Annotated in this window: 16 protein-coding genes; 2 read left to right on the forward strand and 14 right to left on the reverse strand. The window is 61.9% G+C overall.

Going from position 1 to position 18,941, the window contains the following annotated elements; all coding sequences use genetic code 11:
- The first annotated feature begins 11 nt into the window (after nt 1-11).
- Nucleotides 12-1,298 carry an MFS transporter gene (locus H097_RS15620; RefSeq protein ID WP_032860847.1) on the forward strand — a complete coding sequence of 429 codons (1,287 nt, stop codon included), beginning with the start codon at nt 12-14 and terminating at the stop codon, nt 1,296-1,298.
- 37 nt (nt 1,299-1,335) lie between these two features.
- On the opposite strand, the gene H097_RS15625 is transcribed toward H097_RS15620, so the two are convergent.
- From H097_RS15625 to H097_RS15690, 14 genes are all read right to left on the reverse strand, one after another.
- Nucleotides 1,336-1,839, reverse strand: a complete 504-nt coding sequence (locus tag H097_RS15625) for a nitrous oxide reductase accessory protein NosL (RefSeq protein ID WP_223232693.1) — start codon at nt 1,837-1,839, stop codon at nt 1,336-1,338.
- Between the two features lie 25 nt (nt 1,840-1,864).
- Entirely contained in the window at nt 1,865-2,695 is an 831-nt protein-coding gene (locus tag H097_RS15630) for an ABC transporter permease subunit (protein WP_032860851.1), read from the reverse strand.
- On the reverse strand, nt 2,692-3,603 hold the full coding sequence (locus H097_RS15635) for an ABC transporter ATP-binding protein (RefSeq protein WP_032861110.1): 912 nt from the start codon (nt 3,601-3,603) through the stop codon (nt 2,692-2,694). The genes H097_RS15630 and H097_RS15635 overlap by 4 nt, the downstream gene beginning before the upstream one ends.
- Nucleotides 3,603-4,850: a nitrous oxide reductase family maturation protein NosD gene (locus H097_RS15640; RefSeq protein ID WP_050593383.1), complete on the reverse strand. Its 1,248-nt coding sequence runs from the start codon at nt 4,848-4,850 to the stop codon at nt 3,603-3,605. The genes H097_RS15635 and H097_RS15640 overlap by 1 nt, the downstream gene beginning before the upstream one ends.
- 189 nt (nt 4,851-5,039) lie before the next feature.
- Nucleotides 5,040-6,962 (reverse strand): TAT-dependent nitrous-oxide reductase, encoded by a 1,923-nt coding sequence (nosZ, locus tag H097_RS15645; RefSeq protein WP_032860854.1) that lies wholly within the window; start codon nt 6,960-6,962, stop codon nt 5,040-5,042.
- Between the two features lie 38 nt (nt 6,963-7,000).
- A complete protein-coding gene (locus H097_RS15650) occupies nt 7,001-9,181 on the reverse strand; it encodes a NosR/NirI family protein (protein WP_050593373.1) in 2,181 nt (726 codons plus the stop codon).
- 111 nt (nt 9,182-9,292) lie between these two features.
- On the reverse strand, nt 9,293-10,573 hold the full coding sequence (gene dctM / locus H097_RS15655) for a C4-dicarboxylate TRAP transporter large permease protein DctM (RefSeq protein ID WP_032860855.1): 1,281 nt from the start codon (nt 10,571-10,573) through the stop codon (nt 9,293-9,295).
- Nucleotides 10,573-11,205, reverse strand: a complete 633-nt coding sequence (locus tag H097_RS15660; protein ID WP_032860857.1) for a TRAP transporter small permease — start codon at nt 11,203-11,205, stop codon at nt 10,573-10,575. Before H097_RS15660 ends, dctM begins: the two co-directional genes overlap by 1 nt.
- A gap of 77 nt (nt 11,206-11,282) precedes the next feature.
- Entirely contained in the window at nt 11,283-12,266 is a 984-nt protein-coding gene (locus tag H097_RS15665; RefSeq protein WP_032860859.1) for a TRAP transporter substrate-binding protein, read from the reverse strand.
- 159 nt (nt 12,267-12,425) lie between these two features.
- On the reverse strand, nt 12,426-13,241 hold the full coding sequence (locus tag H097_RS15670) for a CoA ester lyase (protein WP_032860861.1): 816 nt from the start codon (nt 13,239-13,241) through the stop codon (nt 12,426-12,428).
- Between the two features lie 39 nt (nt 13,242-13,280).
- Nucleotides 13,281-14,477 carry a CaiB/BaiF CoA-transferase family protein gene (locus H097_RS15675; protein ID WP_032860863.1) on the reverse strand — a complete coding sequence of 399 codons (1,197 nt, stop codon included), beginning with the start codon at nt 14,475-14,477 and terminating at the stop codon, nt 13,281-13,283.
- A 9-nt stretch (nt 14,478-14,486) separates the two neighbouring features.
- Nucleotides 14,487-15,836 carry an MmgE/PrpD family protein gene (locus H097_RS15680; protein WP_032860864.1) on the reverse strand — a complete coding sequence of 450 codons (1,350 nt, stop codon included), beginning with the start codon at nt 15,834-15,836 and terminating at the stop codon, nt 14,487-14,489.
- A 10-nt stretch (nt 15,837-15,846) separates the two neighbouring features.
- Complete coding sequence (locus H097_RS15685; protein WP_032860865.1) at nt 15,847-17,010, reverse strand: acyl-CoA dehydrogenase family protein; 1,164 nt, start codon at nt 17,008-17,010, stop codon at nt 15,847-15,849.
- A 28-nt stretch (nt 17,011-17,038) separates the two neighbouring features.
- Nucleotides 17,039-17,857, reverse strand: a complete 819-nt coding sequence (locus H097_RS15690) for a MaoC family dehydratase N-terminal domain-containing protein (RefSeq protein WP_032860867.1) — start codon at nt 17,855-17,857, stop codon at nt 17,039-17,041.
- A 130-nt stretch (nt 17,858-17,987) separates the two neighbouring features.
- Here H097_RS15690 and H097_RS15695 point away from each other — a divergent pair, with 130 nt between their 5' ends.
- On the forward strand, nt 17,988-18,881 hold the full coding sequence (locus H097_RS15695) for a LysR family transcriptional regulator (RefSeq protein WP_032860868.1): 894 nt from the start codon (nt 17,988-17,990) through the stop codon (nt 18,879-18,881).
- The last annotated feature ends 60 nt before the right edge of the window (nt 18,882-18,941 follow it).

Consider the following 18,941-nt stretch of genomic DNA (forward strand, 5'->3'; position numbering starts at 1 on the left):
GAGACACACCGATGCCCACGGTCGCCGACCCGATCCACGCGCTGTACCACAAGATCACCTGGAAGCTGATTCCCTTCCTGTGCTTTTGCTACCTGGCTGCCTACCTGGACCGGATCAATATCGGTTTTGCCAAGTTGCAGATGCAAGACCAGTTGCAGTTCAGCGAAACCGCGTTCGGCCTGGGCGCCGGTCTGTTTTTTGTCGGCTATATCCTGTTTGAAGTGCCGAGCAACCTGATCCTGGAACGCGTCGGCGCGCGGATCTGGATCGCCCGCATCATGATCACCTGGGGCCTGCTCTCGGCCTGCACGCTGCTGGTCACCTCTACCACCCAGTTCTATGTGCTGCGGTTTTTGCTGGGTGTCGCCGAGGCAGGATTCCTGCCGGGGGTGTTGTATTACCTGACCACCTGGTTCCCCACCCATCGCCGGGGGCGGGTCATTGCGCTGTTCATGATCGGCCTGCCGCTGTCCAGTGTGATTGGCGGGCCGTTGTCCGGCTGGATCATGAGCCACTTCGACCAGATGGGCGGCCTGCGCGGCTGGCAATGGCTGTTCCTGCTTGAAGCGTTGCCCAGCGTACTGTTGGGAGTGCTGGCATTCTGGGCGCTGCCCAATACCTATCACCAGGCCAAATGGTTGTCCGCCGCAGAAAAGGCCTTGCTGCAAGAGCAGTTGCGCGCCGATGACAGCCACGCCAGCCACAGCCCACGGCGCTTTCGTGATGGGTTCTTTAACCTCAAGGTGTGGATGCTCGGCGGCATCGACTTCTCGATCCTGCTCAGTGCCTATGCCATGGGTTTCTGGATGCCGACCCTGATCCGCAACGCCGGGATCAGCGACACCTTCCATATCGGCCTGCTCACCGCCCTGCCCAGTGTCGCCGCGCTGGCCGGCATGCTGCTGATCGGCGCCAGCTCCGACAAATACCGCGAGCGCCGCTGGCACATTATCGTGCCCTTTCTGGTGGGTGCCGTGGCCATGGCCAGCAGCACCTTCTTCAGTCATAACGTGGTCGCCACCGTGGCCCTGTTTGCCGTGGCTTCGGCGGCGATCCTCGGCGCCGTGCCGGTGTTTTTCAGCCTGCCGGCGACGTTCCTCACCGGCACCGCGGCGGCCACCGGCTTTGCCCTGGCCTGTTCACTGGCCAATATCGCCGGCTTGGTCAGCAACTCGTTGATGGGCCTGGCAATCGACGTGACCGGCAGCAGCGCCGGGGCGATGTGGTTCTTTGCCGGGAGCCTGGTACTGAGCTGCTTGCTGGTGATCGCCTTGCCGGCGAAGTTGGTCAACCGGTAGGAGCGCTCCCACAAGGGGATGCAATATCAGGACAACATCAATGGCCGCTATGGGACATGCCTGCCGGCTGCTGCAACAGCGCCAGATCTATCTCCTCAAAGCGCAGCACCCGCCCGCCGGTATCCGCCGCGACTTTCTGTGCCACCGCCTGCTCGGCAAACGAGGCCAATACCACGCCCATGGCGCCCTTGAGCCCGGTACCGAGCACGTAGTAAGCGGTCTTGGCGTCGATCAAATGTGCATCATCCGGAGTGTCCCAATGGCTGCGCCCCATGTCATGCACGTACAGCTTGGACGGCGTGTGATGATTTTCCGGCTGCAACCACCAGCCGAGCATTTCTGCCGTGGAGCAAAACTTCTTCGCCGCCCCCTGCTCCACCACCTCGCCCTTGGGCCCCGGGAATTCGCTGATCACCATGCCGCACACATGGCACTCATCCGTCGGATGAAACGCCACCGGCCCATCACCTACGCCCGCCGCCACCGGCTTTTCACACCCGACCAACAGCAGGCTCAACAGCAACACCAACCCGATTTTCATGCTCATCTGCTCCACTAATAAAAACTCAGGCTGCGCGCCGCCCAAACAGCCAATAGGCCCAGGCCAGTGGCCCTGCAACCCATGCCGCCAGGCACAGCCACAACATCGCCGCTGGCACCGCCAGGTCGCCGCCCAGGGCCATCACGCCCACCGACGCCGGGCCGGTATCGAAGCCCGACAGGTTGATCAGCCGGTACACATCCGCCGGGTTGAACAGCAATAGCCAGGGCAACAACGTCGGGCTGAACTGACCCTCGCTAATGACCAGCAGCGCCAGCAATGCCAGGTCGAACACCAGGACAAAAAAGAACCACACGCCCAGGGCCAGCCCGGCCGCCGTGGACTTCTCTGCCGAGACGGCGCTCAACACATACGCCAGCCCCAGAAAGCCCCAGCCGAGCAAGGTCGAGGTCAGCATGAATCGACCAAAGGCCCAGAGCAGCAGGCTGAACTCGACATCATCCACCAGCAGCGCAATGGCGAGCATGGCGCAGCCGAATCCAATAAAGGTCGCCAGGGCCAGGATCAACCCATGGCCGACGAACTTGCCCAGCAGGATCTGCCCTCGCCCCAGGGGATAAGTAAGCAACAGCAGCAAGGTGCCGCTTTCGTCCTCACCGACAATCGCGTCATAGGCCAGCAACAACGCAATCAACGGCATCAAGAAGGTTGCCAGGCTGGCCAGGCTGGCGATGGTCGCCGGGATCGAGGTAAAGCCCAGTTGCCCGGACGCCGCCGCGCCCAGCCAGGCAATGCCGATGGCCAGCACCGCAAACAACAGGCTGATCGCTAACAACCAGCGATTGCGCAGGCCGTCGCTGAACTCCTTGCGGGCCATGTTCCAGATCGGCGTCATTGGGCGTACTCCACGGGGTTGTCCATGTAATGGCGGTACAGGTCCTCCAGCGACGGCACGATGATTTCCACATCGCTGGGGCTGTCCTGATCCAGCAACTGACGCAGCAGGTCCAGCTTGTTGCCGTTGAACGCGGCCACTTGCAGGCCTTCCACACCCCAGCGCCGCGTGACGTGGCCAGCCTCGCTCCAGCGTTTTTGCAAGAGCGCCGCACGCTGCAGGCCACTGCTGCGGATCAGGGTCGGCAGCCCGGCTTCTTCGCGCAAGGCCGCCAGCGTGCCAAGAGCCAGCAATCGGCCCTGGGTGAGGATCGCCGCACGGTTGATATGCGCCTCCACGCCCGGCAGCACATGGGAGCAAAGGATGATGCTGGTGCCCTGCCCGCGCAGGCGGTCGAGCAAGCGATACAAATCCTGGGTGGCGATCGGGTCGAGGCCCACGGTGGGCTCGTCGAGCAACAGCAAGCGTGGTTCGCCAAGCAGGGCCTGGGCCAGCCCGAGGCGCTGGCGCATGCCCTTGGAGTAGGTCTTGACCCGCCGCCGTGCCGCCGCCGTCAGGCCGACGTCTTCCAGCAGGGTCGCGACCTGGCTCATCGGCGCGCCCTTGAGCCGGGCAAAATGCTGCAAGGTCTCCAGGCCGCTGAGTTGCGGGTAAAAGGTCACGTTCTCGGGCAGATACCCAAGCATGCGGCGCACTTGAGGATCGCTGGGCGCGCGGCCAAACACCCGTACCTGGCCGCTGCTTGCCTGCAACAAACCCAGGATCAGCTTCATGCTGGTGGTCTTGCCCGCGCCGTTATGACCGAACAGGCCCAGCACCTCCCCCGGCGCCAGGCTCAGGTTCAGGTCATGCAGCACAGTGGCGTGCCCATAACGCTGGGTCACACCTTCGATTTCGACGACAGGCATCATGCGGGCTCCTTGAGCAGGGATAGCGTGGGGTCTTTCATCAGCGGATGACTGTCCATCACCCCCGGCGACTTGATCACCGGAAACGCCCGCTGCACCCAGCGCAGCAACTCGATGCCGGGGCTGTTCATCAACAGGCGCACCTGGGGGTACAGCCACAGCAGGCGGTCGACGTTATCGTTAGGCTCATAGGCCACATCCCCCAGGCCATCGTTATTGCGGTCCCAACCCAGGTAGTCGCTCCAGAAATTACCGCGACCATCCGCCGACCACTCCTGCAAGCGCGTGGCCACGTACTTGACCTGGCGCTGATTGCCGACAAAGGCGTTGCCCGCAATCCGGTTGTCTTCGGAGCCGGCCGTGAGGTGAATGCCCACTGCGCTGCGCCCGAAGTGGTTGTGTTCGATGCTGTTGAACAGCGAGTTGTAGATAAACAGCGCCTTGCCTTCGGCACCGGTGATCATGGTGTCGCCAGTGGTACCGTCGCGCACATCGTTGACGACGTTGTCGCGCAGGGTGGAATAGGTGATGTAGTTCATCAGGATCCCGTAGTTCTGGTCCTGTTCGGAGCGATTGCCAATCACCGTCAGCTTGCGGCTTTGCATCAGGGCGTAGCCAGTGCGGGTGCGGCGGGTGATGTTGCCCAGCACCTGGTTGTCGTTGGCGAACATGTAGTGGATGCCGTAGCGCAGGTCTTCCAGGGTGTTGCCTTGCAGCAGGTTGCCGTTGGAGGTGTCGATGTAGATGCCATCGCGGGCATCGCGCACCTGGTTGCCAATCACCCGCGCGCCCTTGACCGCGTACAGGTGGATGCCATTGCCCCGGTCCTGGGAGCGCATCGCCGGGTCGCCCTGGATCTGGTTGTTGATCACGCTCACATCCGCCGTGCCATCGACCCACACACCAAAACCCTGGCCGCGCATGTGGTTGCCCTTGATCACGGCACCGTGGGCCTTGGGCTGGATGAAGATCGCCGCATTCATCGCGGTGAGGTCATGGCCCCAATCGAGGAAGGTACAGCCCTCGACGGTGACGTCGGGCGCGTTGATCAACAGGCCGTTGCCCAAGCCCTGGCTATGGATCACCGCACCGGGTTCGCAGGTCAGTTGCAGGGCTTGGTCGATGCTGAAAGAGCCCTGGTAGTCGCCGGCGGGCAGGCGCCAGTGGTGCGGGCCTGCGGCGACCAACGGCAAGTCGGTGATGGGCAATACAGCGGCACTGGTTATGGCCGAAGACAGCAGCCACACAAACCCGGTCAATAACGTGAGGGGTCGAGCCACGGAGTATTCCTTTTGATCAAAGCCCAATCTATGGAGCGACACAGATCTAGTGTGGGAGCGGGCTTGCTCGCGAAAGCGGTGGGTCAGTCAAGTAATTCCTGGCCGGCACACCGCTTTCGCGAGCAAGCCCGCTCCCACATTGGTGGGCGCTCGCCGTTAGGTCCGCTCGACCAACATCCGCCCTACCATCTCCATATGCAGCGCATGGCAGAACCAACTGCAGTAGTACCAATGCAGCCCCGGCTTGTCGGCGATGAAGGTGATGGAGGAGGTCTGCTGCGGGCTGATTTCCATGCTCACGCCATGGTTGGTCATGACAAAGCCGTGGGTCACGTCCTCGATCTGGTCGATATTGGTGATGGTCACGGTGACTTCATCGCCATGCTTGACGGTGAACTCGGTCAGGCCGTAGGTCGGCGCCATGGAGGTCATGTACACCCGCACTTTCTTGCCGTCACGGATCACCTTGTTATCGGTCTCCAGCTTGATCCCGTCCTTGGCCGCGATGGCCACGGTTTCGGCAAAGAACGGGTCGTTGCGTTCCCAGATCTTCTTGGTCTTGATCTGGTCGCGCCGCGCCATTACGCAGTCGTGGGGTTCGGCGAAGGTCGGACCGTCGTGGACCAGTTTCATTTCATCGCCCGAGATGTCGATCAACTGATCGTTTTCCGGGTGCAACGGGCCGGTGGGCAGGAAGCGGTCCTTGGAGAACTTGCTGAGCACCACCAGCCATTGGCCGTCGGCGTCCCGGGTTTCGGTCAGCGAGGCGTGGTTGTGGCCTGGTTGGTAGTGCACATCGAGCTTCTGCTTGATGTAGTTGACCTTCTCGCCGCCATAGGCGCGGATGGCTTCGGCGATGTTCCACTTCACCACCTGGCTGTCGATAAACAGCGTGGTGTAGGCAAAGCCCCGGCCATCGTAGGTGGTGTGCAGCGGCCCCAGGCCCAGTTCCGGCTCGCCGACCACCACGCCGCGCGGGTCCTTGATCTTGTCGCTGAACAGGTCGTCGAGCTTGTCGATGGCGATGATGGTGCAAGTCGGTGACAGCTTGCCGTTGGCGATAAAGTACTTACCGTCCGGCGAGGTGTTGCAGCCGTGGGGGTTCTTCGGCACCGGGATGTAACGGGTGAATTCGCTGTCCTTGCCATCGTCGCCCTTGCGCCCGTCCACCACCGGCACCTTGACACCATCGAGGTTGATGAACTTGCCGGCCTTGATCGCCGCTTCGATGCGCGGGATGTTGAACACCACTACCCAGTCACGCTCGTTGCGCATCATGCCACCCAGGTCGGACGCCTTCTCCGAGTTGTAGCAAGTGGCCGCGGCGTATTTGCCGGTGTAGTCCATGTCGGCGTTGTCGAGGTTGCCGTCGACGATGACCTGGAAGGCCATTTCCATTTTTTCCGCGTCGATGGCGTTGAACATAGTGAAGCTGTTTTTGTCTTGCAGGTCGAAGGTGTGGCCGTCATTGGGGTGCGGGATGATGAACTCGGCGTTGCAAAAAACGTACTTGGTGTACGGCACTTTTTGCAGGCGCAGGCCGTGGATCGCCTGGGCGTTGGGCACCGTGACAATCTTGTCGCACTTCATGATGTCCAGGCGGATCCGCGCCACGCGGGTGTTGGCCTTGTCATTGATAAACAGGTATTTGCCGTCGTAGCGGCCATCGGTGGTGGACAAGTGCGGGTGGTGGCAGTCGCCGTTCTGGTACTTGGCACCCTCGCCTAAGATGCGCTTGCTCTCGTTGGTCAGGCCCCAGCCAGTGGCCGAGTCGACGTTGAACACCGGGATGCGCATCAGTTCGCGCATCGACGGCACACCCAGCACCCGCACTTCGCCTTGGTGGCCGCCGCTCCAGAAACCGTAGTACTGGTCCAACTCACCCGGCCCCACGTGGATCTTCGACTTGGCTTCCTTGGCCGCCGCCGCAAAGGACTCGCGGGTAAATACCGTGCCGCCAAGGGCCGTGGCCCCGGCCAGTACTGCACCGGTGACTGCGCCAGTGCCAAGGAAACCACGCCGGCTCAGGCCTTCGGGTTCCGGGGTGGCCCCGGCTGTTTTCGATTCGCTGTCGTTCATGATGTGCTCCAGAGGGGAAAAGTGGGTGCCCAAGGCCGTCATTCAGGCACCGCCACCTGCACCACCGGGATCAATTGCCCGGTGGTGGGTGCGGCCTTGTTGCGTTTTTTGCGCTTGTTGATCAGGGGCGGGCATTTGTGGTCGTTGTGCCAGGTCATCTGGCAGTCGAGGCAGTAGTGGCATTCATTGGCGTTGATATGACCGTCGGGGTGGATCGCCTGGATCTCGCACTCCTTGGCGCACAACTGGCACGGATCGCCGCATTCCTTGCGCCGCTTGAGCCAGTCGAACAGGCGGAACTTGCTTGGGATTGCCAACGCCGCGCCCAGCGGGCAGACATAGCGGCAATAGACCTTGCGCGTGAAGATGTTGATCACCAACAGCGCCAGTGCATAGGCCACGAACCACCACTGGCGGTCGAAATGCAGGGTAATCGCGGTCTTGAATGGCTCCACTTCGGCAAAGCGTTCGGCGGTGGCCATCGACTCCAGGGACAGGCCAAACAGCCCCAGCAGGATCAAATACTTGATCGCCCACAGCCGCTCATGCACGGCAAACGGCAGCTCGAACTGGCGCACCTTGAGCTTGCGTGCCGCCTCGTTGATCAGCTCCTGCAAGGCGCCAAATGGACACAGCCAGCCACAGAACACCCCACGCCCCCACAGCAGGATGCTCGCGGCGGTAAAGACCCAAAGCATGAAGATCAGCGGGTCGGTGAGGAACAGCTCCCAGCGGAACTGCTGGAACAGCGCATGCACAAAGGTCAGCACATTGACCACCGACAACTGCCCCAGGGCGTACCAGCCGATAAACACCACGGTAAACAGCAGATACCCGCGACGCACCCAGTGCAGCAGGCGCGGGCGCCGGGCCAGGCTGTCCTGCAGGAACAGAATCACCGTCAACACCGCCAGGGCAGCGCCCAGCACCAGGATCTGGAACTGCTTCTGGTACCAGATCGTCAGCCACATCGGCCGGTTGGCTTCGTCGATGGCGGCCTGTTCAGCGGCGGTCGGCAAGGGCCGCTCCAGATAGGCCTCGGGCATCTGGTAGGGCAATTCAAAGCTGGTGAAGGTGCCGCTGACCGGACCGGTCTGGCGCCGCACCAGCAGCTCCAGGGTCCAGGCCGAACCCGGATCGAATTTCGCCTGGGGCCGCACGATAAACAGCGACATTTCATCGAACTCGGGCATGCCCTCGGCAAACAGGTCGTACAGCCGCTGGTGGTCCATATCGCGAAAGCTGATGACATTGCCGAACTGGCGCAACTGCACCCGATCAAAAATCCCGCCGCGCACGTAGCCCGAACCCTTGAATGAAAACAAGCCTCGCCCCAGCACCACGATGGCCTGCTCACCAGGCTTGAGGCCCTGCATCAACACTCGGTATTGCGCCTCGCCCAACAGGTTGCGGCCAATACTCGGTGCGTTGAGATCAGCGACATACAAGTCGATAAACGTCTCGTCGCCCTGCCCCGGCCCCGCCACCTCGACGCCCTCAGCCTCGGTGCCCTTGAACGCCTCATCCACCTGCCCACGCGTCAGATGCAGGCGGCGCACTGCGCCATTGCCGGTCAACTGTGCCCAACTGGCGGGTTCGAACAGGTCGCTGCGTACCAGGGCGATTTTCTGCGCAGTGCTGGTCTTGTCCTCGATCAGCTTGAGCGACACCGCCACTTCATGGGCCGCCCGCATGATCACTTCATTGACCACCATCGCCGTCACCGTGGCGCCGGCCACCGCATCCACGGTCACCGCCTGGCTGTCGCTGGAGCGACCCACCACCACCCGCTGCTTGACGTTGATCCCGCTGTAGCGGGCGGTGAAATCATGCAACTTGACCTCGGGAATGCCGATCAGCAGGATCGGTTCGTGGTGCTCCAGCACATAGGCATCACGGATCACCCCGGCCGGATCGAGGATCACCTGGGTGTTGATCGGTTTACCGGAATAGGCCGGGATATCCACCACATCCAGGCTCTGGAACACGTAGCCAATGACCACACCTTTGGCCGACAGCGTGCGTACCTTGAACTGGCCTTCGGGGCCGGAGATGGCGTCTGCCTGCGGGAAGATCTTGTCAATGCGCTGCTGCTCGATCGCGCCGTAGGACTTGGCCTGGGCCGGGCCAGCCAGGCTGAACAGCAGTACCAGCACTACCAGCCAGGTGACAGGACTTGCAGCCAGAGTAGCGAGGGTCGAGGGCTTGGGGCGGTTCATGGGCTCACTGACTTCAACGGCCGGAATATGAAGTCGATGGTAGGTGGCAGGTGGCCAGTGAGCCCTTGATTGAAATCAAGTCTGGGGAGGGTGCGGCGTTAGGGCGCGGGGCTACATCCCCAACCAACCCGGCAGCGCCAGTGAGATAAATGGCACGTACGTCACCAGGATCAGGAACGCCAACAGGATCATCAACCACGGCATCGCGGCGCGGATGGTCTGGCCCAGGGTCAGGCCGGTCACCGCCGAGGTCACGAACAGGTTCAACCCTACGGGTGGGTGCACCAGGCCGATCTCCATGTTCACCACCATCACAATCCCCAGGTGAATCGGGTCGATGCCCAGCTTCATCGCAATCGGGAAGAAGATCGGCGCCAGGATCAGCACAATCGCCGATGGTTCCATAAAACTGCCAGCGATCAATAGCACCACGTTGACCATCAGCAAAAAGCCAATCGGGGTCAGCCCTTCGGAAATGACCCAAGCCGTGATTTCCTGCGGGATCTGCTCGGTGGTCAGGACATGGGCAAACAGCATGGCGTTGGCGATGATGAACATCAGCATGATCGACAGGCGCCCAGACTCCAGCAGTACTTTGGGGCAGTCCTTGAGGCGCATGTCCTTGTACACGAACAACGCGACAAACGCCGAGTACACCGCCGCCACGGCTGCCGCTTCAGTGGGGGTGAACATCCCGCTGTAGATACCGCCCAGGATGATCACCAACAGCAACAGGCCCCAGAACGCGCGGCGGGCACAGCCCAGCCACTGGCTGAACGTCGCCCGGGGCTGGGCCGGCAGCTTCTTGATCCGCGCCACGATGTAGATCGCGATCATCAGCATCAGGCCCAGCAGCAAGCCCGGGATCACCCCGGCCATGAACAGTTTGCCCACAGAAGTTTCCGTCGCCGCCGAGTACACCACCATCACGATCGAGGGCGGAATCAGGATCCCCAGGGTCCCGGCATTACAGATGATCCCGGCACCGAACTCCTTGGGGTAACCAGAGCGCACCATGCCGGCCACGGCAATCGACCCCACCGCAGCCACCGTCGCCGGCGATGAACCGGACAACGCGGCAAACAGCATGCAGGCCAGTACTGCCGCAATCGCCAGGCCACCGCGGATATGCCCGACACAAGCGTTGGCAAAATCGATCAGGCGTTGCGCCACCCCACCGGTGGTCATGAACGCCCCCGACAGCAGGAAGAACGGAATCGCCAGGAAGGTATAGGCGTCGCTGGTTTCGAACAGCTTGATCGCCAGGGAACTCAAGGAATCCTGGCTGAACATCAGGATCGACATCGCGCCCGACAAGCCCAGGGAAATGGCGATGGGCACGCCGAGAAACATAAACACCAACAGCAGCAAAAACAGGCAGAGAACGGCCATCAGTCACGCTCCTCATGGCTGCCGGCCAATTTGCTGGCTTCACCGGCTTCATCGGCCAACCCCAACCCGACCTGGCGGTGGGTAAACAGGCGGTAGAAAATTTCCAGGTAGCGGATCAGCACCAAGGCGAAGCCAACCGGCACGATCAGCACGATATGCCCGACCTCCAGGCCAAAATGGTCGAGGTCTTCGGCACCGATCCCGGCCGTCATCACCGCACTCACCCACTTGTAGCTGGCAACCATGAACAGCCCGGCGTAAGCCAGGCAGCACAGGCACGCCAGCATCCCCAGCAGGCGCTGGACCCGGCGTGGCGTCAGGCGTACCAGGGCATCCACGCCCAAGTGGCCGGCGGTGCGCACGCCATAGGAAATACCGAAAAAAATCAGCCAGCCAAACATCGCCTTGGTCAGCGCGACGCTCCAGGTCATGTCCTGGGCCCAGGTCATGGTGCCGTCGCCCAGGGCGTTGAAAAAGCCACTGCTCCAGGCCCACTTGTCAGCCAGGGCAAAAAACAGGGTGTAGATGTTATTGAGCATGACGTAGACAAACGTCACCAAGGTCATGGCGGCCAGCAGGAAGGCGATAAAACCTTCCTCCAGATGCTCCCAGACGCGCCTTAGGGATTGCATGGCAAAACCTCGCGAAGCAGAGATGGATGGTCGGGTGGTAACCGGGTCAAAATGTGGGAGATTGGTACACCCCGAAATCACTGGTTGGCAGCGTCCGCGGCCTTGATCAGGTCAGCGCCAATCGGCCCCTCGAACTTCTGCCACACCGGGCGCATGGCTTCGCGCCATAGCTGGCGTTGCTCAGGGGTCAGCTCGATGATTTCGCTGGTCTTGGCGTCGATGATTTTTTGCTTGGCCGACTGATTCAGCGCTTCGGCCTGCTTGTTCACCTCGACGGTGACTTCGACCATGACCTGCTCCAGGACGGTGCGGATCTCTGGCGCCAGGCCATTCCAGAACTTGGCGTTGGTGATCACCATGTAGTCGATCAGGCCGTGGTTGGACTCGGTGAAGTACTTTTGCACCTCGTTGACCTTCTGGCTTTCATAGTTCGACCAGGTGTTTTCGGTGCCATTGACGGTGCCGGTCTGCAACCCCTGGTAGACCTCGGCAAAACTCATCTTGCGCGGGTTGGCGCGAATCGCCTTGAACTGTTCTTCCAGCACACTGGAGGCCTGCACGCGAAACTTCAGGCCGCGGGCATCCTTGGGTTCATGCAAGGCCTTGTTGGCCGACAGTTGCTTGAGCCCGTTGTGCCAATACGCCAGGCCGAGGATGTTCTTGTCCTGCATCGACGTCAGCAGTTGCTTGCCCTCGGCGGCCTGGAAACGGTCGACGGCGGCCAGGTCATTGAACAGGAATGGCAGGTCGTAGATCTGCACTTGCTTGGTGTATTGCTCGAACTTGGCCAGGGACGGCGCCAGCATCTGTACGTCGCCCAGCAGCAGCGCTTCCATTTCCTTGCCGTCGCCAAACAGTGACGAGTTGGGATACACCTCGACCTTGACCTTGCCCGGCAAGCGTTCTTCGACAAGCTTCTTGAACAGCAGCGCGCCCTGGCCTTTTGGGGTGTTTTCGGCAACCACGTGGGCGAACTTGATGACGATCGGATCCGCCGCCTGGGCCAGGCCTGCGGCAAACAACGTGGCGGCGCACAACAGCGCCCGAGAAAGCTTGAGCATGGGAATCACCTTTTTATTGTTGTGGTGGTGTCAGGCAAGGTGCCTGATGTCACGCGTGTAGTGAATTTCAAATATTTGAACCCTGCGTTCGGCCAAGCCGAACGCCAACCCTAGGAACAATGCAGCTCCAGCGCCTACATTCAGATCAGGCTTGGTCAGTCAGAGCTGGGCTGCCAGCAGCCTTTGCGCCCGCAACAACACCGGCGCATCCACCATCTGCCCATCGATCTGATAGGCCCCTGCCCCATGGGCACCGGCATCCACTACCCGCTGGGCCCAGGCCAGGTCCGCCGCACTCGGCGCCAGGGCGGCATGGATCACCTGCACCTGTTTGGGGTGGATACACAGCGCCCCGGTAAAACCCATTTCATAGGCATGTCGGATCGAGTGGCGCAGGCCCTCGGGGTCGTCGATGGCCGGGTGTACGCCATCTAGCGGAGCCTCCAGGCCGGCGGCGCGGGAGTGCACGATCAGCGCCAGGCGCGCCTGATCAAGGGCAAAATTCGCCGCCGCCGAGTGGCTGCTCAGGTTCAGGTCCAGCGCCAGGTCCAGCCCCCCAAACGACAGGCGCTGCACCTGTGGTGCATGGGCGATTTCGGCAATAGCCAGCAGGCCCTTGGCACTTTCGATAATCGGCCAGATCAGCTTGCCAGCGGCGGCCACTACTGCCACCTGCGCCGCACTTTCCACCTTCGGTAGCAGCACGCCTGCGACGTTTGCATGGGTTTTGCAGAACGCCACATCCTCAAAGTGTTCATCATGCTCCGGTGCGTTGATCCGTACCCACACCCGGGCGTCAGGATGAGCTTGCAAGAATGCGCCAAGGTTGTCCCGCGCCTGGCGCTTGAGCGGCTCTTGCACCGCGTCTTCAAAATCCACAATCACTGCATCAGCGCCACTGGCCAGGGCCTTGGCAAAACGCTCAGGGCGGCTGCCCGGCACGAACAGCGCGGAGCGCACAATAGAATGCTTCATAACTGACCTTCCTGTTTTCACCCCTCCTGTAGGAGCCGGTTAGATGATGCCGCGAGTATTCAGGGATTCGATGGCCTCACGGGTGTAACCCAAGCGCTGGAGAATCCCTTGGTTGTGTTGCCCCAGCGCAGGCACAGCGTCCATGCGCGGGGTAAATGCGCTATTGCGTCCCGGCGGCAACAGCGACGGCAAGGGCCCGGCCGGGCTGTCGACTTCACGCCAGCTGTCACGGGCCTTGAGTTGCGGGTGATCCCACACGCCTTGCATATCGTTGACCCGCGCACTGGCGATCTGCGCGCCTTCCAGGCGCTGGATCACAGCGTGCGCGTCGAGTTGGGCAAAACTTGTGACAATGATCTGGCGCAGCACTTCGCGATTGGCCGACCGCTTGAAGTTGGCCGAGAAGCGCTCATCCGTCGCAAGCTCAGGCGTGAGCAGCACCTTGTCGCAGAACGCCGCCCATTCGCGCTCGTTCTGCAAACCGAGCATCACGGTGCCGCCGTCGCCCGTGGGAAACGGCCCATAAGGGTAGATCGTCGAATGCGCCGCGCCGGCACGCGGTGGCTGGGGAGCGCCCTCGAAGGCGTAGTACATCGGATACCCCATCCACTCCACCAGGCTTTCCAGCATGCTCACGTCGATGCGGCTGCCCTTGCCGGTCTTGCCGCGCAGCAGCAGGGCCGAGAGGATGCCGCTGTAGGCATACATGCCGGCGGAGATATCGGCAATGGAACAACCGGCCTTGGCCATCTGGTCTTCACCGGGGCCACCGGTCACCGAAAGAAAGCCGCCCTCACTCTGGATCAGCAGGTCATAGGCCTTCTTTTTTTCGTAGGGCCCGCCTTCGCCATAACCGGAAATATCGCAGACAATCAGCCGTGGAAAACGCACCTGCAGCGCCTCGAACGACAGCCCCATACGCGCCGCAGCTCCGGGCGCGAGGTTCTGCACCAGTACATCGGCATCGCCCAGCAACGTGTCGAGGATTGCACCGGCCTCATCCTGCTTGAGGTCCAGGGTCAGGCTTTCCTTGGAGCGGTTGGTCCACACAAAATGCGAGGCCAGGCCGCGCACACGCTCGTCATAGCCACGGGCGAAATCACCGCTGCCCGGGCGTTCGATCTTGATCACGCGCGCGCCTAGGTCGGCCAGTTGACGGGTACAGAATGGCGCCGCAATCGCGTGCTCCAGGCTGACCACGGTAATGCCGTCCAGCGGCCGTTGATTAGCAGTCATGACAATTCCTCAAAGCCAATGGGCCATGGACACGGCATTGCGCAGGTTCCAGATTTTTTCGATCAAGGCGCTGGCCTGGGCCGGCGTGCGGGCACCGCTGAACTGGCAGAGGCGCTGGAACTTGTCCGCCAACTGCCCACGGCTCAGGGTGTTGCCCGGGTCACCCTTGGGCTCGTCAATCGCGCCGTGCAATGTGCGGCCATCGACGCAAGTCACGGTGACGCGGCCCAGCCAGCGTTGCGGATAGGCGTCGTCGACTTCGCGGTCGAGGGTCATGCAGACCTTGTCACGAAATTCAGCGACGGCGTGATCGCTCAAGGCCAACTGGTGAAACTCGGTGAGCCCGGCCTTGCCATGCACGGCGATCAGGCCGAGCACGGTGCCCATGGAGAATTTGGCCTGGTGTACGCTGGCCGGCACCGTCACGCGGCCGAGTACATCGATGGCGCCCTGATGCACACGCGTCTGGACCTTGGCGATATCCGCAGCGGCCAGTCCTTCGCGCTGCATCAAGTCCAGCAACGCATCGGCGGCCGGGTGGGTATGGCGGCACGAGGCGTGGAACTTGAACGAAGTTTCCAGCAGCGCCCAGCGGCTACCGAGGCCAGCCGACAATTTGCTCGGCTGCGCGTCGGTGGACATGCCTGCTGCCAAACCCTGGTCGCCTTCAAGGATATTGCGCGCACCGCTCAGGCCATCCGCCGTCAGGTACGCGGCAAGCAAGCCATCCGCAGCGGCCTTGGCCGTGTGCAATTGCTTGGAGTCGGCAGCATCGCGCAGGAACTCCCAGAGCCCGGCAGCCTGGGTGCCGGCGCTGCCGAGCAGATTGATAAACTGCTCCTCGTTGAACGCCAGCAACTTACCGACCGCCACCGCCGCCGCCAGGGTGCCGACCGTGGCCGTAGTGTGGAAGATGCGGTAGTGGGAACGGCCCATGAATTCGCCGATACGAATCCCGGCCTCATAACCGGCCACCGAGGCCAGCAACAACTCGCGACCGGATTTGCCGAGGTCTTGCGCAGCGGCCAGGGCAGCGGGGAACACCACAGTCGCCGGGTGCAACACCGAGCTGTTGTGCAAGTCATCCTGCTCCACCAGGTGCGATGAGGCTGCGTTCACCAGCGCTGCGAAATATGCACTGCTGCTGCCTGCGTTGACGATCACTTGCGCAGGTCCTGTGGCCGGGCCCATCTTTTGCGCATAGCGCTCAAATAATGGAATCGGGTGCGCGCCTTGGCTGGCCAGCGCCGAGGCCAGCCAATCCAGGTAAAGATCTTCGGTACGTGCCAGCACCGCCTCGGGCAACTGCGGGTAATTCAACTCGGCAAGGAACCGACACAAGGCTTGGGTATGACTCATGTTCAGGCCCTCAAAAGCTGCGTGGCAGTTCGAGCAAATGCTCGGCCACGTAAGACAGGATCAGGTTGGTGGAGATCGGTGCCACCTGGTACAGGCGCGTTTCGCGGAATTTGCGCTCCACGTCGTACTCGCAGGCAAAACCAAAACCACCATGGGTTTGCAGGCAGGCATTGGCCGCTTCCCAGGACGCCTTGGCCGCCAGGTACTTGGCCATGTTGGCGCTGGCCCCGGCATTCACGCCGCTGTCGTATTCCTCGCAGGCACGCCAGCGCATCAGGTCCGCCGCTTCGATCTCGATATGGGCTTGGGCTATCGGGAACTGTACGCCCTGGTTCTGCCCGATAGGCCGGCCAAACACCACGCGATCCCGGGCATAGGCGCTGGCCTTTTCGATAAACCAGCGGCCATCGCCGATACACTCGGCAGCGATCAGCGTGCGCTCGGCATTCAAGCCGTCGAGGATGTATTTGAAGCCTTTGCCCTCCTCGCCGATCAAACTGTCCAGGGGCAATTCCAGGTTGTCGAAGAACAACTCGTTGGTCTCGTGGTTGACCATATTGGCGATGGGTTGCACGGTCAGGCCGTTGCCGATGGCTTCGCGCAGGTCCACCAGGAAGATCGACATACCTTCGGACTTTTTCTTCACCTCGGCCAGCGGCGTGGTGCGCGCCAGCAGAATCATCAGGTCGGAATGCTGCACCCGCGAGATCCACACCTTCTGCCCATTGATCACGTATTTGTCGCCACGCTTGATTGCGGTGGTCTTGATCTTGGTGGTGTCGGTGCCGGTGGTGGGCTCGGTGACAGCCATGGATTGCAGGCGCAATTCGCCGCTGGCCAGCCTGGGCAGGTAGAAGCGCTTTTGCGCCTCGCTGCCGTGACGCAGTAGGGTGAACATGTTGTACATCTGGCCATGGACAGTGCCGGAGTTGCCGCCGCAGCGGTTGACTTCCTCAAGGATCACCGAGGCTTCGGCCAGGCCCAGGCCGGAGCCGCCGTATTCCTCAGGAATCATCGCCGACAGCCAGCCAGCATCGGTCAGGGCCTTGACGAAGGTTTCGGGAAAGCCCTTTTCTTCATCGACTTTGCGCCAGTAAGCGGCATCGAATTCAGCGCACAAGGCCCGCACGCCTTCGCGGATGGCGTTGAGTTCTTCGTTGTCATTGGGGTTCATAAACGGCTCTCCGCCTGTTGTTCTTGGATTATTCGAAATGCACTTCAGCTTGCTGCGCCAGGCCGTCGGCGTTACCGGCCCATAGCTGGGCAACACCGGCCGCCATCACCCGCCCGCCCACTTCAAACGGCTGCGGCGCAATCAACGGCCGCACGCCGCGATAGGCGAACCGGCGCAAAGTCGCGTCGGGATGCGCTCGGCAAAAGGCACGCAGGCTCAAGGTGGCAATCAGCGGCCCATGCACCACCAGCCCCGAATAGCCTTCGGTGCCGGTCACGTAGGGGTAGTCGTAGTGAATGCGGTGGCCGTTGAAGGTCACGGCGCTGTAGCGAAACAGCAGAGTCGACGTGGGTTCGATCACCTCAAGCCACTCGCCCCGGACCAGGGCATCACCGCTGCCCGACTTGGGCGGCGTGGGCTCGCGGTAGACGATATCCTGCTCTTCGCGGATCGCCAGGCGGCCGTCCTGGGAATAGTCGTGGCGCACGGTGACGAACAACAACGAGCCACTGCGACCGGTCTTTTCCTCGACCTGGGTGATGGTCGACACGCGGGTTGCCGCCTCACCGGCACGCAGGGCATGCAAAAATTCGATACGCCCGCCGGCCCACATGCGGTTGCGGTTATCGGCCGGCGGCAGGAACCCGCCCCGGGCCGGATGGCCGTCGGCACCCAGGGCGGTTTCCGGCAACGGGTCCTGGAAGAAGCACCACTGCCATAGCGGTGGTAAATCCGCTCCGTCGTCCGGCACCGCCTCGCCGAAGGTGGTGGCAATACGCTTGAGTAGGTTACAGCTCAAATGGTCACGGGTGGTTTCGCTTCGGCCGATCCAATCAGTGGCGCTCATCGGGTGCAGGTCCTCGGGCAGTGGGTGTCTGCCCGGATCATGCAAGCGCCTGGCCGTTCTGAGAATTTGCATTTCAATAAACCAGCGTTCGGTTATGCTGAACGCCGCCGTCTTTACCCGGGAGCCTTGCATGCACTTCGACCTGGCCGACCTGCGCCTGTTTATCCATATCGCCGAATCCCCCAGCCTGACCCAGGGCGCCAAACGCGCATTTCTCTCGCCGGCGGCTGCCAGTGCCCGGATCAAGGCCCTGGAGGGCCAACTGGATACGCGCCTGCTGTACCGTGACAGTCGCGGCGTGGAAATCACCCCGGCCGGCGAGCGACTGCTGCATCACGCACGGCTGATCATGCGCCAGGTCGATTACCTGAAAAGCGAATTCACCCAATATGGCGCCGACTCCGCCGGGCATATCCGCATCTTCGCCAACACCACGGCGGTCACCGAGTTTCTCCCGGAAATCCTCGCTGGCTTCCTCTCCCAGCGCCCGGGTGTAACGGTCGACCTGCAAGAGCGCCTGTCCCGCGACATCGTGCGCGGCGTGCTCGACGGCACCAGTGACATGGGCATCATCGCCGGCCCCGTGCAGGCACCGGGCTTGCAGGTATTGCATTTCAGCACCGACCACCTGGTACTGACGGTGCCGGTGGGCCATCCCTTGGCCAACCAGCCGGCAGTCACCCTGGAGCAAACCCTGGCCTATCAACATATCGGCCTGCACGAAGGCAGCACCTTGCTCAGTTTCTTGCGTGAACACGTCGAACGCCTGGGCAAGCAGCTGTCACTGCGTATCCAGATGTCGAGCTTCGAGGCCATCTGCCGGATGGTCGAAGCCGGGGTCGGCATCGGCATCATCCCCGAGTCCGCTGCCGTGCGGCACAGCCGGACCATGCAACTGGTGACCGTCAAGCTCGATGAAAGCTGGGCGGTGCGCGAACGCAGCATTCTGGTACGCGAACTGGATGCCCTGCCGGGGGCGATCAAGGCGCTGATTGCCACTTTGCGAGCAGAGCCAACAGGCTGAAACCCGCGCTTAACAGTCTTTGACAGTTTCCCGACAAAGCTGTCAAAGACCGCTGGACAC

Source organism: Pseudomonas sp. FH4 (assembly GCF_000510915.2).
GTDB classification, from domain to species: Bacteria; Pseudomonadota; Gammaproteobacteria; order Pseudomonadales; family Pseudomonadaceae; genus Aquipseudomonas; species Aquipseudomonas brenneri.

What these genes read in the sequence shown, in the direction of transcription:
- H097_RS15620 (WP_032860847.1), top strand. Translation starts at nt 12, where the DNA reads ATGCCCACGGTCGCCGACCCGATCCACGCGCTGTACCACAAGATCACC.
- H097_RS15625 (WP_223232693.1), bottom strand. Translation starts at nt 1,839, where the DNA reads ATGAAAATCGGGTTGGTGTTGCTGTTGAGCCTGCTGTTGGTCGGGTGT.
- H097_RS15630 (WP_032860851.1), bottom strand. Translation starts at nt 2,695, where the DNA reads ATGACGCCGATCTGGAACATGGCCCGCAAGGAGTTCAGCGACGGCCTG.
- H097_RS15635 (WP_032861110.1), bottom strand. Translation starts at nt 3,603, where the DNA reads ATGCCTGTCGTCGAAATCGAAGGTGTGACCCAGCGTTATGGGCACGCC.
- nosZ (WP_032860854.1), bottom strand. Translation starts at nt 6,962, where the DNA reads ATGAACGACAGCGAATCGAAAACAGCCGGGGCCACCCCGGAACCCGAA.
- H097_RS15650 (WP_050593373.1), bottom strand. Translation starts at nt 9,181, where the DNA reads ATGAACCGCCCCAAGCCCTCGACCCTCGCTACTCTGGCTGCAAGTCCT.
- dctM (WP_032860855.1), bottom strand. Translation starts at nt 10,573, where the DNA reads ATGGCCGTTCTCTGCCTGTTTTTGCTGCTGTTGGTGTTTATGTTTCTC.
- H097_RS15660 (WP_032860857.1), bottom strand. Translation starts at nt 11,205, where the DNA reads ATGCAATCCCTAAGGCGCGTCTGGGAGCATCTGGAGGAAGGTTTTATC.
- H097_RS15665 (WP_032860859.1), bottom strand. Translation starts at nt 12,266, where the DNA reads ATGCTCAAGCTTTCTCGGGCGCTGTTGTGCGCCGCCACGTTGTTTGCC.
- H097_RS15670 (WP_032860861.1), bottom strand. Translation starts at nt 13,241, where the DNA reads ATGAAGCATTCTATTGTGCGCTCCGCGCTGTTCGTGCCGGGCAGCCGC.
- H097_RS15675 (WP_032860863.1), bottom strand. Translation starts at nt 14,477, where the DNA reads ATGACTGCTAATCAACGGCCGCTGGACGGCATTACCGTGGTCAGCCTG.
- H097_RS15680 (WP_032860864.1), bottom strand. Translation starts at nt 15,836, where the DNA reads ATGAGTCATACCCAAGCCTTGTGTCGGTTCCTTGCCGAGTTGAATTAC.
- H097_RS15685 (WP_032860865.1), bottom strand. Translation starts at nt 17,010, where the DNA reads ATGAACCCCAATGACAACGAAGAACTCAACGCCATCCGCGAAGGCGTG.
- H097_RS15690 (WP_032860867.1), bottom strand. Translation starts at nt 17,857, where the DNA reads ATGAGCGCCACTGATTGGATCGGCCGAAGCGAAACCACCCGTGACCAT.
- H097_RS15695 (WP_032860868.1), top strand. Translation starts at nt 17,988, where the DNA reads ATGCACTTCGACCTGGCCGACCTGCGCCTGTTTATCCATATCGCCGAA.